Below are 14,968 nucleotides of genomic sequence, written 5' to 3' on the forward strand. Positions count from 1 at the left end.
GAGCCGGAGAAAGTATCGGCAACTAAAAATGGTTGCAGGCGTTCACAGTATCTACCGAACCGCAGGCGGTTGTGAACCCGTAGCCCGGCTAAGCGCAGCGCAAGCCGGGGAGAAACCGCACCGAGGTTTCAGACACAGCACCTTCCCCGGAGGCGGCGCATTGCGCCTGTCCGGGCTACCGATCCGCAGGCGGTTGTGAACCCGTAGCCCGGCTAAGCGCAGCGCAAGCCGGGAAGAAAACCGCAGCAAAGCACCCGGCAGCGCACCTTCTCCGGAGGCGGCGCATTGCGCCTGTCCGGGCTACCGATCCGCAGACGGTTGTGAACCCGTAGCCCGGTCAGCACAGCGCCACCGGGGAACAGCCGCGCTATGAAGCCAGCGGTTTGCCATCCCCGCGGGCGAAGCGGTTTTCGACGACCGGCAGACCCAGCTTCTCGCGCAGCGTGCCGGTCGGATAGCGATCCCGCATCGCGCCGCTGCGCTGCAGAATCGGCACTACCTGCTCAACGAAGCGGTCGAAGTCCCCCGGCAGCAGCGGGAACATCAGGTTAAAACCATCGGCGGCGCCGGCGCGCCAGGTTTCCGTCAGCGCGCTGGCGATCTCCTCGGCGCTGCCGATGAGCAGCCAGCTATCGGAGCTTTGCAACAGCAGCTTGCCCAACGCCAGGATCGACAACTGCGGATCGTAATCACGAATCAGCCTGAGGGCGGTGCGGATCCCATCAAAGGTCTCTTCCTCCGGCAGCGGCGGCAGCGGTTGGTCGACGGGATAAGCGGATAAATCCATGCGCAGATAGGAAGAGAGCAGGTCGATGGCCATCTGGTCGCTCATTAGCTGCTCGTTAAGCCGCTGGCGCTCTTCCTTTTCCGCGTTTGAATTCACCACCACCGGTAAAACGCCGGCGATGATTTTGAAATGCGCCGGATCCCGGCCGTGGCTGCGTAAACGCTGGTTCATCTCTTCGCGGTAGGCCAGCCCCTCAGCGATAGATTTGATAAACACAAAATGCATATCTGACCAGGCGGCGGCGAGGTTTTTACCCGCCTCCGACGAGCCGGCCTGTACCAGGACCGGATGCCCCTGCGGCGGGCGAGGGACGTTCAGCGGCCCGCGCACGCGGAAGAACTCGCCCGCGAAATCAAGATGATGCACCTTGCTGGAATCGGCAAACAGCCCGCTGGCTTTGTCATAGCGCACCGCGCCGTCTTCCCACGAGTCCCACAGCTGAGTGACCACATCAATAAACTCACCGGCGCGCTGGTAGCGGCTGCCGTGCTGCGGCAGGTGGTCAAGGCCGAAGTTGGCCGCCTCCTCCTCCAGCCATGAAGTGACGATATTCCAGCTGGCCCGCCCGTTGCTGAGAAAATCGAGGGAGGCAAAATAGCGGGCGAGATTATAGGGCTCGTTATAAGAGGTGGAAGCCGTGCCCATCAGGCCGATATGTTCCGTCACCGCCGCCAGCGCCGAGAGGAGAGTGATGGGCTCCAGCCGGGCGTTAGCGTAGTGGGTTAAGCCGCTGGGCACCGTGTCCCAGATAGCGATATGGTCGGCAATAAAAATGGCGTCGAGCGTCGCGGCCTCCGCTTTACGGGCCAGATCGGCATAGTACTTGAGGCTGAAAATTTCCTTCTCCGGCGCCTGCGGGTGACGCCAGGAAAAGCGGTAGTCACCCTGGGGATTGAAGAAGAAAAGGTTCAGGATCATAGGATTATTTGGCATTTTCTCGGCTCAGTTGGAGGTGATGCCTTCCCTGGCATGGCGGCAATCAGTTGCCGTTGAGGTGCGTTTTGACCCACTGTTCGGCCACCGCCGCCGGATCTTTATGCTGCAGATCGACCTGCTGGTTAAGTTCGATCAGCGCGGCGTTGTTCAGCTTGCCGGAGACCTCATTGAGCACTTCGCTGATTTTCGGCGTCAGGCTGGCTTTGCGCACCAGCGGCACCACGTTCTGGCTCGGCTGCTCATGCTTATCATCCTCCAGGACCACCCAATCCTCTTTCGCGAGGTTGCCCTGAGTAGAGACGACCGTGGCGACGTCGATTTTGCCGGAGTTCAGCGCCAGACGGGTCAGCGGCCCGCCCATATCCAGAGATTTCACCGCCTTAAATTCAAGCCCGTAGACGCGCTTAAGGCCCGGCAGGCCCAGGGCGCGCACCGGGAATTCCGGCGGGCCGCCGATAGTCAGCTGATGGGCCACGGGCTGCAGGTCGGAAAGCTTGCTGAGGTGATATTTTTTTGCCGTTTCCGCGCGCACGGCCCAGGCGGTAATGGACGAGGCCGGGGAGGGGGTGAGCAGCGTAAAGTCCGCCGGCAGCGCTTTAGCTAACTCAGCGCTAACGTCGCTCTGGCTGGTAGCCAGCGTTTTGCCGTCATAATAGTTCAGCAGGGCACCGAGATATTCCGGAACAATATCAATTTCGCCGCTCTGCAGCGCCGGAATAATAATCTCGCGATTACCGAGATTAAGACGGGTTTTCACCGCAATATCGTTTTTCTTTAGCGCGCTGGCGTAAATATTGGCAAGGATTGAACTTTCGGTGAAATTCGCTCCGCCAATGGTGACGTCCTGCGCCAGGGCGTTAAAACTTAAGCTTAATAATCCCGCGGTGAATACCGAAAGACGCAAGCGGCGACGATGCGCGGAAATGCTAAATAGCTGCTTCATAATACCTCTTTACCTGCAGGTGGTTTTTTGTTGTTGGGAAATTAATTTATTTGCGTGACCGGCGCCGGAACGATGCGCCGGGAGAGTAATGAAAAAAGCAGCTCGCAGCCGATGGCCAGCAGCGATACCACTAGCGAACCGGCAATGACCTGGGGAATATCGCGCTGGCCAAGTCCGTCGATCAGAAAGCGCCCGAGGCCGCCAAGGCCGGCGTAGGCGGCGACGACGGCGGTCGCGATCAGCTGTACCAGCGCGGTCCGCAGGCCGGCGAGTATCAGCGGCGCGGCGAGCGGTATCCGCAGCTGCCACAGGCTCTGGAGTGGCGTCATGCCCAGCGCTTTTGCCGCATCGCACAGCTGACGGTCGGCATGATAAATGCCAACCCAGGCGTTGGTGAGGATCGGCGGAATCGACATCGCCACCAGCGCGGTAAAGACCGGAATATCATTAAAGCCAAACACAATAATGCATAAAAGAATTAAACCTAAAGAGGGAATGGCGCGACCAATATTAAACAGATTAATAATCACAAACGCGCCCTTGCGCCAGTAGCCGAGAATAATCCCCAGCGGCAGCGCAATCGCCGAGGCAACGACGATGCTGATCAGCACATAATAAAGATGCTCGCGCAGGCGAAGTAATATTCCCGCATCGCCTGTCCAGTGCTGCGGTTGTAATAACCAGTGAAATGTTGCTTGCAGGATATCCATTAGCGGGCCCACGGCGTTAGCCAATAGCCGACGCGGGCAATCAGCGAATCCAACAGCAGAGATAGCGCAACGCTGAGCACCAGGCTGACCGCGATAGGCGTGACAAAGTTCTGGTTAAACCCGGCTAACAGAAGCTGCCCGAGACCGCCCTGGCCAATTAAGGCGGTGACCGTCACCAGCCCGACCAGCGTCACCGAAGCGATGCGTAACCCGGCGAACAGCGAGGGCAGCAGCAGATGCAGCTCTATATCGACAAAACGAAACCAGCGGGTATAGCCCAGCGCGCGCGCCGACTCCAGCACCGTCGCCGGGAGTTTCTCTATTCCGGCGATAACGTTGCGCAGCAGGATCAGCAGCGAGTAGAGCGTCAGGCCGATGATTGAGGTCATCAGCGACAGTCCGGTAAACGGCAGTAATAGAATAAACAGCGCCAGAGACGGGATGGTGAACAGTATCCCGCACAGGTAGATCAGCGGCTGGGCGGCCGCGGGCCAGCGCAGCGTCAGGCTAATCAATACGCCGGTGAAGAGGGTGCCGAAAAACAGCGAAACGATCACCAGCTGTATATGCTGCCAGAGCAGTTCACCGATCATGATTTTGTTGTCGAGGATCCACGGCCAGTCAATCATAGCGGCGAAGATCCACGCGGCCTTCCAGCACGTTCTGCAGCAGAGCGTGGGAGATGCTGCCCTGATATTCACCGTCGGTATCGACATGAACCACTACGCCGCCGGGCGCATCCAGCAGTGCGCTGTAGGCAAAGCGCAGCGTGTTGATGGCCGCCAGCGGCGCGTCGACCGGCAGCGTGCGGCGCTTAACCGGATCGAACCAGTTCAGCGGACGCCGTTTTTTGTCCAGCACCAGGCGCAGCGGACTGGCGACCGGCGGATGCGGGCTGGCGATGGGGGAGAGGCTCTCATCAATAAGCGGCACGTCATGGCGTGGGAGCTGTCCGACCTGAATTCTCCCCAGCCGCTGCAGATTCGGTTCGGGGCCGATAAAACGGCGCACAAAGTCGCTGGCCGGATACGACAAAATATGGTCAGGCGTGGCGAACTGCGCCAGCTCGCCGCCCTCCTGGAAGATAGCGATTCTATCGCCAAGGCGAATCGCTTCATTGATATCATGGGTCACCAGGACGATCGTTTTGCGCAGGCGCTGTTGCAGCAACAGCAGCTCGTCCTGCAGGCGCTCGCGAACCACCGGGTCGATGGCGGCGAAAGGTTCGTCCATCAGGAGAATAGGCGGATCGGCGGCCAGCGCTCTGGCGATCGCTACGCGCCCCTGCTGGCCACCGGAAAGCTGGTGCGGATAGCGGGGCAGGACGTTGCGGTCGAGAGACATCAAATCCACTAATTCGTCGATGCGCGCCTGGATATGCTTTTTGCTCCAGCCGAGAAGGCGCGGAACCGTGGCTATATTTTGCGCGACAGTACGATGCGGAAAGAGGGCGGCGCTTTGCATGACAAAGCCAATTTGGCGGCGCACCTGAATAATATCGGCAGCGGCAAGCTTAACGCCCTGAACGTATACGTCACCGGCGTCAGGAATATCCAGCTGATTAATCATCCGCAGAATGGTTGTTTTTCCGCACCCGCTGGGGCCAACGAAAGTGCACAGCTCGCCGCTATTAATCACCAGATTAAGGCCGCGGATAGCCGCATGCGCGCTGCCGGGGTAGGTCTTGCGAATATTATCGAGTTTAATCATAAAGCCGTTGCGCCCTGAATGTTCTTTCATGAAAAGCATGAATAGAGCACAAGCTACAGAGGCGGTGATTAACGAGCAAATATGATATTTGCATTTGCAATGCCGCGATTCGAATTAAAGCGTCGACGTCAATCAGCGTGCGGGAGAGATTCGGTAAAAGGGCTGGCGAGCGGGCGAGTTAAAACCCGCTGGGGCTTATCGCATCGATCCGCTCTCCGCTAACCGGATGCACGAAATGCAGTTCGCTGGCGTGCAGCATCAGACGCGGCGCCTGTTCTGTTCCCGGAAGCAACAGACCGCCGTACAGATCGCAGCCCAGAATAGGGTGGCCAAGCCACTGGCAGTGGATACGCAGCTGATGGGTGCGGCCGGTTTCCGGCGTCAGCTGGACCCGCGTCACCGGCACGCTACCTTGATAGCGCAGGCGCTCAACCACCCGATAGCCGGAGCGGGCAGGCTTGCCGCGGCGCGGGCAAATCGTCATCAGCGGAAACAGCGCCGGATCTTTGGCTATCGGAGCGTCAACGGTTCCTTCATCATCCGCCAGATGCCCGCACAGCAGCGCACTGTAGACTTTGCTCACCGCACGCTGGCTGAACTGCTGGCAGAGCGCGGCGTTGATGGCCTTGTTGCGCGCAATCACCATCAGTCCGGAGGTACCGAAATCAAGACGATGCGCCAGAGTGCAGCCGGGAAACCGCTGTACCAGCCGATAATGCACCGAGTCGAGATTACGCGGATTTTTCCCCGACAGACTCAGCAGGCCCGAGGGTTTATCGATCAGCAGCAGATGGTCATCCTCGTAGAGGATGTCGATTTCAGCGTGGCACGGCGGGGCGATAAAGGTATCGATAATCGTAGACATCAGGCTGCACGGAGAGAGCGTGGATGCGGATGATAGCGAATTTCCCGCCGCCATGCGAGTTATGCGGTCACGGTATTCATAGACTTAATATGCTGCCAGAAGCGCTCGGCTGACTGGTTGAGCCGCGCGCCGGAGCGGTAAATATAGGCGCCGATCGGCAGCGACAAGCTCTCATCCATAATCGTCAGGCGGCCCTCCTCAAGCTCGCGCTTGATAGAGTACTGCGGCAGCCAGCCCACGCCGTCGCCGTTGAGGATCATGCGTTTTAATAGCTCGCTCATCGAGGAGACAAAGGTCAGCGAGAAGGTGATCTCCGGCTTGCGGTCGATCACCTGATTCACCTGGCGCCCCATATAGCTGTCGTTGGCGTATTTCATCAGCGGCAGCACCCCGCGGTGTAAATGAAAAAGCGGCCTGCCGTGTTTATCGCAGGGAGAAACGAGGTGCAGCGCCGAGTCAAAAATTTTGTGATTGATAAACGGATAGTTCATCAGCTCTTCATTATAAAACGACAGGATAAAATCACTTTTGCCTTCTTTCAGGTTGAACACCGCATCGTTGACGTTAATCGATTCAACATGAAAAGTTTTATTCTTTCGGTCGGTATAACCGGCGATGATTTCCGGAAGTAATAAAACGGAAAGCGACGGCGCCGCGTCGATTCTTATTTTCTGGGTGGTGTTGTTCAGCCCTTTAATTCGGCTAATCTGGAAGTCCATGTCGTCGAGCATATTTCGCGCATAGCCGACAAAAATCTTCCCGCGGTTGGTCAGCTGCAGCGGGTTTGCCGAACGGTCGAAGATGCTGAAGCCCAGCGACGCCTCGAGCGCCTGGATGCGGCGGCTGAAGGAGGACTGGGAAATATTGCGGCTTTTTGCCGCCAGGGTAAAGCTTCTGGATTCCTCAAGGGCAATCACATCGTAAAGCCATTTTACTTCAAGATTCGCCAGCACCGATCCGTTCCTCTGCCCTGCAATAATAGCTATGCAATTTTAGCATGACGTATAGAAACTATGCAATTAACATAATTATCTACAGGTGTTAACATTTTTTGCAGAGTTAGCTTATGACTTATTCGTGCAAACGATATTTCTAAAGTTCAGGCGACACCCTACACGAGCACGATTTTACATCGCCGGCTCTGGTCTGTTCATCCTGTTTATTTAATTTCACGATGGTTTTTTTATTAAAATAAATCCATCCGCTTAGCTGACAGGTTGAAATACCCTAATAGCATCTTATCCAGCCAATAGTTTGTCAGGAGTGCCATGTCACGTATTGAATCAGTAAAAGACGCTCTTCTTTCGCTCGGTATTCAGGAGAGCAGCGAGCTGTTTTATAACCCCGATTACGACTTGCTGATTGCGCATGAAACCAGCCCGGAATTAACCGGCGCGGCGCGCGGCGTCATGACCGAGCCCGGGGCCGTTGCCGTGGATACCGGGATCTTTACCGGGCGCTCGCCGCGCGACAAATATATTGTCAGGGACGATCTGACGCGTGACACCGTCTGGTGGGCCGACTCCGGCCTTGGCCGCAACGACAATAAGCCGCTATCCACCGAGATATGGGCAGATCTGAAGGCGCTGGTCGCCGGACAGCTGAGCGGCAAGAAATTATATGTCGTTGATGCGTGGTGCGGCGCCAGCCCGGCAACGCGCCTGGGCGTCCGCTTCGTCACCGAAGTGGCCTGGCAGGCGCACTTTGTCAAAAACATGTTTATTGCGCCGAGCGCAGAGGAGCTGGCTGAATTTACGCCGGACTTCGTCGTCCTCAACGGTGCGGGCTGCACCAACGATAAATGGCAGGAGCAGGGGCTCAACTCCGAGAACTTTGTCGCGTTTAACCTGAGCGAAAAAATTCAGCTTATCGGCGGCACCTGGTACGGCGGCGAGATGAAAAAAGGCCTCTTCTCGGTGATGAACTATCTGCTCCCGCAGCAGGGCATCGCCTCGATGCACTGCTCGGCGAACCGCGGTGAAGCGGGGGACGTGGCCCTGTTCTTCGGTCTTTCCGGCACCGGTAAGACCACGCTTTCCACCGATCCGCTGCGTCAGCTGATCGGCGATGACGAGCACGGCTGGGATGATGACGGCGTGTTCAACTTCGAAGGCGGCTGCTATGCCAAGACGATTAATCTTGACCCGCAGGCCGAGCCGGAAATCTATCGCGCGATTCGTCGTAACGCGCTGCTGGAAAACGTGGTGGTCAGAGCCGATGGCAGCGTGGATTACGCCGATGGCAGCAAGACCGAAAATACCCGCGTCTCTTATCCGCTATCGCATATTGAAAACATCGTGAAACCGGTGTCGCGTGCGGGCCATCCGTCGAAGGTGATTTTCCTTGCCGCCGATGCCTTTGGCGTCCTGCCGCCGGTATCCCGTCTGACGACCGAGCAGATGCAGTATCACTTCCTGTCTGGCTTTACCTCGAAGCTGGCCGGTACCGAACGCGGCATTACTCAGCCCACGCCAACGTTCTCTGCCTGCTACGGCGCGGCGTTCCTGCTGCTGCACCCGACGCAGTACGCCAGCGTTCTGGCGGCCAAAATGGCGGAGGCCGGCGCCGAGGCCTGGCTGGTTAACACCGGCTGGAACGGCGAAGGCAAGCGCCTTTCGCTGCGCGACACGCGCAATATCATCAGCGCGATTTTAAACGGGACCACCGGCGAGCTTCGCGAAGAAACGGTACCGGTATTCGGTCTCGCTATCCCGCAAAGCGTGCCTGGCGTGGACAGCGCGCTGCTTGACCCGCGTAGCGGCTGGCCTTCTGCCGACAAATGGCAGGAGAAGGCCGAGAGTCTGGCGCAACTGTTTATGGATAACTTTAAGCAATATACCGATACCGATGCCGGCGCGCGACTGGCGTTAGCCGGCCCAACGCTGACAAAATCAGCCGTCACCGCCTAAACTCTTTTTTCAGTGACCAACCCGGGCAGCCGCCCGGGTTTTTTACGTCAGCCCTCGCCGGGGGAGTGGCGCAGGAACTTGACTCTGCCTGGTTAGCGATTATAAATAAAGGGATGCAGGGCTAAGTATTGGGGCTAAATAATTTCATGACATCATTGTTATGAGAATTATCCTGGCAACCCTGCGGCGATGACTTCCCCGATACGCTGATATTAATAAATAAAGGAATGACTATGAAACTCTGGAGTAAAACGCTGATCGCTTCTGCCGTTTGCTTAATTCTCGCCGGCTGTGATGATTCATCAAAAGTTGATGCAAATCTGGATAAAGCAAAAGATAACGCGCAGCAAATTAAAGAGGCGGCGTCCGATAAAGCCGAAGCAATTAAGGATGAAGCGGATAAACACATTGATGCGATAAAAAAACAGGCGGCGGATGAGGCGAACAATCTCAGCAGCCAGGCCTCCAGCATCAAGGCGGAAGCGGATAAAAAAGCGGAAGCTATTGCTCAGCAAGCCCAGGCCCAGGCTGATGCCGTGAAGCAGGATGCCCGGCAGAAAAGCGACCAAATCGTGCAGGAAGCGGGAAAAATTAAAGACAGCGCGATTGTTGATGCCAATAACCTGGCCAACGATGCGGCGAATAAAACCAAAGAGATTAAAGAGAGTATCGCTCCCGCTAAAACTGCAGAAGAGGCGGCCGACTCCAGCCAGCCGTCATCGCACTAATTATTTATCGTCTTCCAGCCTTATCGCCACACTATCTTCAGCTCGTTGGTTCGCTGAAGATAGTGTGGATTCAGCCTGTTACCCGTGGTTCACCCAGACTAATTTTTCTACCGGGAAGCCGAGATCCCGCGCGATGCGCAGATACTCCTGCTTAATGGATTCCGGGATGGTCGGCGTGCGCGACAGGATCCACAGATAGCCGCGATCGGGACCGCTGACCAGCGCATACTGATACTGGCTATCCAGGGCGATCACGTTGTAGCCGCCGTAAAACGGGCCAAAGAAGGAGACTTTTAGCGCGGCGGTGGTCGGCGCCGCGGTAAAATACGCTTTACCTTCGCTCTCGCTCCATTTCTGTTTCCGCGGATCGTAACCGCGGTTAACCACGCTGATGCCGCCATCGCTGCGCTGACCATACGTTGCGGTAACCCGCTCAAGGCCGCGTTCAAAACGATTTTCGAGCCGGGCAACCTCATACCATTTCCCCAGATAGCGGCTTGCGTCAAAGTTATTTATCGGCTGGACCCCCTTGGGAGGAGTGGGGGATTTACAGGCGACAAGCGTCAGGGCGATAGCCACACCCGTCAGAACTGGCCATATCTTCATGTGAATTCCTTTTGTGAACGCGGAGGAAAATAAGTATAGCGCAAGCGCGCGGGCCTTTATTCACGCCCCAGGGATGCCCCTTATATTCAGATAATTCTATCACTTCGAATGGGCTGTTGCCCTGCTCGCTATTTTCCTCGTCCTGCTTCCGTTAAGGCGATTATCACAAAAAGTTGAATATATTTTCGCGGCCCGGGTGCTAACGTTTGAACGTTATTATTCACAACGGGAAAACATCGTGAAAAAATTATCCAGTCTGATTCTGTTATCTGCTATGTCTGTCGCTCCAGCCGCATTTAGCGCCCCCGTCGGGACGCTCAGCGTACATATTCTCAATCAGCAGACGGGTCTGCCTTCATCGGGCGTGACGGTCACCCTTGAAAAACAGCAGGCGAATAAATGGACAGCGCTGGCCACCGGCGTCACCGACAACGATGGTCGTATTAAATCGCTCTATCCAGCTGAAGGGGATATGCAGCCGGGGATTTATAAAGTGACCTTCAAAACCGGCGATGACTTCAGCAAACAGAAACTGGCCTCGTTTTTCCCGGAGATCCCGGTTCTCTTCACCGTCACGCGCACCAATGAAAAGCTGCATATTCCACTGCTGCTCAGCCAGTATGGTTACTCCACCTACAAAGGCAGCTAATCGCTACGTCCATCCTGAATAAGCAAAAAGCCTGCGCGCAAGCAGGCTTTTTTCGGGCGACTATCGGGAGATAGCCGTGCTTAGTGATTCTGCTGGAGGATCCTTAAAAAATCCTCTTCTCTGGATTATTATCTGGAAGCGTGCTATCAACCGCATCCCCTGTCGGGGATTATGGCGCAGAAGACCTTGCACATTAAAAACCAGAAACAGGTCTGGGCTCGTTGACCGGACCTGCTTGCGTGGCGGCTGGATATTAAAACTGCCAGGTCATGCCAACGCCAAAAGTGTCGTCGGTCGAAATACTGAAAGGCGTATTTTTATCCAGCTGATTTATTTTGTAATCGACATAGGTAAAGAAATTCTTGTTCAGGAACCAGGACAGGTTAATATCGAGATATTTCATTAAATAGATATCACCGCTATTCTCGATATCTTTTCCTCGCGACTGGAACCAACCAATGCCGGGAATAATGCCGTTATCAAAAACATAGCGGGTATAAACTTCGAAGTTTTCACTTTTATTCGCATAGCCATAATTTTTGATAGGTGTAATATTATATCCTTGAGAATATTTTACCGCCGCATAAAGACTGCCAGAATCGTATTTAAAACCGGTAGCCCACATTTCCGCGTGCTTACCACCACCGTAGGCCAAAGCCTCCTGTTCCGCCGTGCGTCGTGAGTTGCCGTAAGCGGCCAGCAGAGAGCCGCCCCAGTCGAAATCGTAGCTAACCGATGCGCCTGCGCCATCACCGTTAGAACCATAGACTGAACGGCTGCTATTGTTACTCCCGGATCCGTTCTTTCCCTGATATTGCAGAGCGAATTTAAGGTTATCGTTCAGGCCGAAGAAGTTGGTGTTGCGCCAGGTTAACAGCCCGTTGGCTCTGCCCGTAAGAAAGCCATCGGTATAGCTATCGGTCATGATGTCAAAGATTGGCGCATAGTCGGTTATGCTGGCGACGTCATAGAGCACGCCGGAATTTCTTCCATAGTCGATGGAACCCAGGTCAGCGTATTTTAACCCGGCATAAGCATAGCGGGTTTTGGTACCGTCTGAACCGTCAGATTCCGCGCGATTTCCCTGAATATTATATTCCCATTGACCAAAGCCGGTGAGCTCGTCATTAATTTTAGTCATGCCCTTAATACCTAATCTGAAATAGGTATTATCGCCATCAATGGTTGTATCATCGCTAAAATAGTGGCGAGCACGAATGCTACCATATAGATCTAATTTATTGCCATCCTTATTATATATTTCTGCCGCAGGGGCTGCTGCGGACGTAAGAATAACCACCGCAAGCAGTGTGTTTTTATACATTTTCATTTTTAGCGCCTCATCATTTTAGAATAAAGGCGGTATGGAACCGCCTTTGCATTAGTTATCTGTTTAGTGAGCGTGGCCTTGCGTCTTGAGGAATTAGCGAGCGGTACTCTTCGTGGTCTCTTTGCTCAAGGTGTTCTTCCTTCGCTTGTGAAATGATCGCTGGGGTGGTGAGAACGCGAATTGCCGAGGCGGCCATCACACGACCAGCCAGCAGCAGCCCCTTGTGGGCGTAGGAGGTTTTTCCCTGGGTAACCATCTGCCATGAGTGCGGTGGTGTGCCCCAGGCGCAGGTGGTGATATAGACCTGGCCGACAGGCAGCAGCCAGCTCACGTCACCAACGTCCGTTGAGCCATTGAGGAAATCAGGTTCCTGGCGAAACGGCGTGATGTCTTCGGATAGCGTGCGGCCCCTTTTGGCGACTTTGCGCTTTTCTTCCTCAGAAAAGGTCTCTTGTATCGCCTGGGCAAAGGCTTTTTCTTCAGGGCTAAAGGTGACCGGGCCAGTTTTGAGCAACTCTTCGTTCATTACGCTGGCGAGGGTGACGTTAGGGATAAGATCGGCCGAGGCCGCATCAAATTCAATGGTGACTTCCGTTCCGGTCATCAGCGCCGCGCCGCGAGCGACATCGTCAACGCGCTGAGTGATTTCTCGAACTTCCTGCATTTTGGGTGAGCGTACTTTGTACAGAACATGGGCCTCAGACTGCACCACGTTTGGCGCGTTGCCACCCGCGTTGGTGATGGCGTAGTGGAGCCGCGCTTCAGGAATAATATGTTCACGCAGGAAATTGGCCCCAACGTTCATCAGCTCAACGCCGTCAAGCGCGCTGCGCCCCATGTGCGGACTGAATGCTGCGTGGGTGCTTTTGCCTTTAAACAGATATTTCACCTGGTTAGTCGCAAGCATTCTGGCGTTGTAGGCCAGATTCTCGTCCCACGGGTGCCAGGTGAACGCGATGTCAACACCGTCAAACAGCCCGGCACGCGCCATATAGGCCTTGCCGCCGCCGCCTTCTTCAGCCGGGCAGCCAAAGTATTTCACCGTTCCCGCCAGGCCGAGTTCTTGCATACAGGCTTTGGTCGCTAGCGCAGCTGCCAGCGCACCTGCGCCAAGAAGGTTATGCCCGCAGCCGTGGCCGTTTCCCGCAGCGACGACGGGAGAAAAAATATCGCAATTGGCCTGCTGGCTTAATGAGGGCAGGGCGTCATATTCGCCGAGAAAAGCAATGACCGGTTCGCCGCTGCCGTAGGTGGCGACAAACGCCGTATCGATGCCGCCAGCCTTTCGTGTGACCTGAAAGCCATTGTCTTCAAGCGCTTGCGCCATCAGTTCAGCAGACTGCGCTTCTTCATAGCGCACTTCGGCAAATTCCCAGATCTTGTCGCTAACGGCGGTAATACGTTCACGTTGTTGTTCAATCGTACGTTCAATAATCGATAAGTAGTTCATCGTTTCTCTCTTTTATTGGGATACATTAGATGTCGCTTCGGCCTGAGCCGCGCCAGTAGAATGAGTAATGGACAGTGCGATCAGGCAGGTGATGACCGCGCAGGCAATGATCGACAGGAAAGCGGTGGCGTAGTTTTGTTGGGTCAGCTTCAGTAAGTATCCGATCATAAGCGGCGATAAGAAGGAACCTATCTGCGCAATTGAGTTAATAAACCCCGTTGCGGTACCTACTGAGGCCTTTGGAAATTGTTTGATGATGGTAACGAACACGCTGATGCTGATGGCGTTAAGGAATATGTTAGATAGCGAAAGCCAGGCAAAGGCAATCGGCACGGAAGAGGCGTTAAACATCAGCCAGATGAACAGCGCTGAGACAGAAGAGCCCATCGCAATCAGGTATTTTTCGCGACCCTGAAAATACCTGTCGAGCAGCCATCCACAAAACAAAAATGAGGCAAAGCCCAGGGCCGGCGGCAGCATTGACCATGCGCCCATGGATACCATGCTCATCCCTTTGACTTTCACCCAATAGGATGGCAGCCAGGACTGCAAACCCCAGAATACAATATTGGTAAAGAAGTAGCAGGCGGCGATTTGCCATGTTAATGGGCGGCGAATAATATTCAACAAACGCTGCTTTTCTGGGATGCTACCGTGCGCTGCGGATGGTTGTGGCATCGTACCGCCAGCGGTGTCCGGGGCGCTGGAACGCAGGACGTACCACAGGCAGAAAGCCAGAATCAGGCCAGCGATACCCAAAACAAAGAACATGATTCGCCAGTTGTACCAGGTAATCAGCGTAGATACGACCACCGAGCCAACGGCGAACCCGACCGATGCGCCAGATTGCAGAAATGATTTAGCGCGCGCCATTTTGCTTCTTTCAAACCTTTGGGCGATGACAACGGAGCTTCCTGCAGGGAAAACCGCTTCCCCCATTCCGACAAAAAAACGCGTAACTGCCAGCGTGAAAACGCTGCTTGCCATTCCGCCCATAGCGGTGGCAACGGACCACAGGGCAACCGCACCGGTTAAGATGGTTTTACTGCCCATCCGGTCAACAAGGTAGCCGCCAATAAGCTGGGTGAGCGAATAGGCAAGGAAAAAACCGCTGATGACCATACCGGTTTGTTCACTTCCCAGTCCAAAATCAGCAGAAATTGGAATGATCGCAATATTAATAGCGGCTTTATCGATAAACCCTACGACCCAACACAGAAACAATATCAGGATTATCAAATTGTTTTTATTCTTGAATGTAGCACTGAGCATAAAGTTCCCTCATAAGACATGAGATGATGTGATTTTGTCCTTGCTACCCTTACAGAAGTGATGATAAATATCT

General features: G+C 54.9%; 14 protein-coding genes. 3 read left to right on the forward strand and 11 right to left on the reverse strand.

Going from position 1 to position 14,968, the window contains the following annotated elements; translation table 11 throughout:
* Positions 1-367: 367 nt before the first annotated feature.
* The 7 genes from ABLU88_RS07640 to ABLU88_RS07670 all read right to left on the reverse strand — a co-directional run bounded on the left by ABLU88_RS07640 (position 368) and on the right by ABLU88_RS07670 (position 6,904).
* Positions 368-1,720, reverse strand: coding sequence for an LLM class flavin-dependent oxidoreductase (locus tag ABLU88_RS07640; protein WP_049101199.1), 1,353 nt, complete (start codon positions 1,718-1,720; stop codon positions 368-370).
* A gap of 46 nt (positions 1,721-1,766) precedes the next feature.
* Positions 1,767-2,666, reverse strand: coding sequence for an ABC transporter substrate-binding protein (locus ABLU88_RS07645; protein ID WP_025108423.1), 900 nt, complete (start codon positions 2,664-2,666; stop codon positions 1,767-1,769).
* 41 nt (positions 2,667-2,707) lie between these two features.
* A complete protein-coding gene (locus tag ABLU88_RS07650; RefSeq protein ID WP_014229784.1) occupies positions 2,708-3,376 on the reverse strand; it encodes an ABC transporter permease in 669 nt (222 codons plus the stop codon).
* Positions 3,376-4,005 carry an ABC transporter permease subunit gene (locus tag ABLU88_RS07655; protein ID WP_048262552.1) on the reverse strand — a complete coding sequence of 210 codons (630 nt, stop codon included), beginning with the start codon at positions 4,003-4,005 and terminating at the stop codon, positions 3,376-3,378. Before ABLU88_RS07655 ends, ABLU88_RS07650 begins: the two co-directional genes overlap by 1 nt.
* On the reverse strand, positions 3,998-5,086 hold the full coding sequence (locus ABLU88_RS07660; protein ID WP_348836275.1) for an ABC transporter ATP-binding protein: 1,089 nt from the start codon (positions 5,084-5,086) through the stop codon (positions 3,998-4,000). Before ABLU88_RS07660 ends, ABLU88_RS07655 begins: the two co-directional genes overlap by 8 nt.
* Positions 5,087-5,264: 178 nt before the next feature.
* The gene (locus tag ABLU88_RS07665; protein ID WP_014229781.1) at positions 5,265-5,951 is read right to left on the reverse strand and encodes an RluA family pseudouridine synthase; all 687 of its coding nucleotides are present in this window, start codon (positions 5,949-5,951) and stop codon (positions 5,265-5,267) included.
* 59 nt (positions 5,952-6,010) lie between these two features.
* Positions 6,011-6,904, reverse strand: a complete 894-nt coding sequence (locus ABLU88_RS07670) for a LysR substrate-binding domain-containing protein (protein ID WP_004851947.1) — start codon at positions 6,902-6,904, stop codon at positions 6,011-6,013.
* 315 nt (positions 6,905-7,219) lie between these two features.
* Between ABLU88_RS07670 and pckA the strand changes: the two genes are divergently transcribed.
* Both pckA and ABLU88_RS07680 read left to right on the forward strand, forming a co-directional pair.
* Positions 7,220-8,860: a phosphoenolpyruvate carboxykinase (ATP) gene (pckA, locus tag ABLU88_RS07675; RefSeq protein WP_348836276.1), complete on the forward strand. Its 1,641-nt coding sequence runs from the start codon at positions 7,220-7,222 to the stop codon at positions 8,858-8,860.
* Positions 8,861-9,093: 233 nt separating this feature from the next.
* On the forward strand, positions 9,094-9,588 hold the full coding sequence (locus ABLU88_RS07680) for a hypothetical protein (protein ID WP_014229779.1): 495 nt from the start codon (positions 9,094-9,096) through the stop codon (positions 9,586-9,588).
* A 78-nt stretch (positions 9,589-9,666) separates the two neighbouring features.
* Here ABLU88_RS07680 and ABLU88_RS07685 read toward each other — a convergent pair whose 3' ends face one another.
* On the reverse strand, positions 9,667-10,194 hold the full coding sequence (locus tag ABLU88_RS07685) for a lipocalin family protein (protein ID WP_014229778.1): 528 nt from the start codon (positions 10,192-10,194) through the stop codon (positions 9,667-9,669).
* Between the two features lie 238 nt (positions 10,195-10,432).
* Here ABLU88_RS07685 and uraH point away from each other — a divergent pair, with 238 nt between their 5' ends.
* Positions 10,433-10,843 (forward strand): hydroxyisourate hydrolase, encoded by a 411-nt coding sequence (uraH, locus tag ABLU88_RS07690; RefSeq protein WP_014229777.1) that lies wholly within the window; start codon positions 10,433-10,435, stop codon positions 10,841-10,843.
* 253 nt (positions 10,844-11,096) lie between these two features.
* On the opposite strand, the gene ABLU88_RS07695 is transcribed toward uraH, so the two are convergent.
* Genes ABLU88_RS07695 through ABLU88_RS07705 form a run of 3 tightly spaced genes read right to left on the reverse strand, consistent with a single transcriptional unit; the run spans position 11,097 to position 14,895 of the window.
* Positions 11,097-12,173 (reverse strand): porin, encoded by a 1,077-nt coding sequence (locus tag ABLU88_RS07695; protein WP_048262544.1) that lies wholly within the window; start codon positions 12,171-12,173, stop codon positions 11,097-11,099.
* A 55-nt stretch (positions 12,174-12,228) separates the two neighbouring features.
* Complete coding sequence (locus tag ABLU88_RS07700) at positions 12,229-13,623, reverse strand: M20 family metallopeptidase (protein ID WP_064375336.1); 1,395 nt, start codon at positions 13,621-13,623, stop codon at positions 12,229-12,231.
* Positions 13,624-13,635: 12 nt separating this feature from the next.
* Positions 13,636-14,895 (reverse strand): MFS transporter, encoded by a 1,260-nt coding sequence (locus ABLU88_RS07705; RefSeq protein WP_025108431.1) that lies wholly within the window; start codon positions 14,893-14,895, stop codon positions 13,636-13,638.
* Between the last annotated feature and the right edge of the window lie 73 nt (positions 14,896-14,968).

It is taken from the genome of Klebsiella sp. GW_Kp182 (assembly GCF_040062275.1).
Classification (GTDB): Bacteria; Pseudomonadota; Gammaproteobacteria; order Enterobacterales; family Enterobacteriaceae; genus Klebsiella; species Klebsiella michiganensis.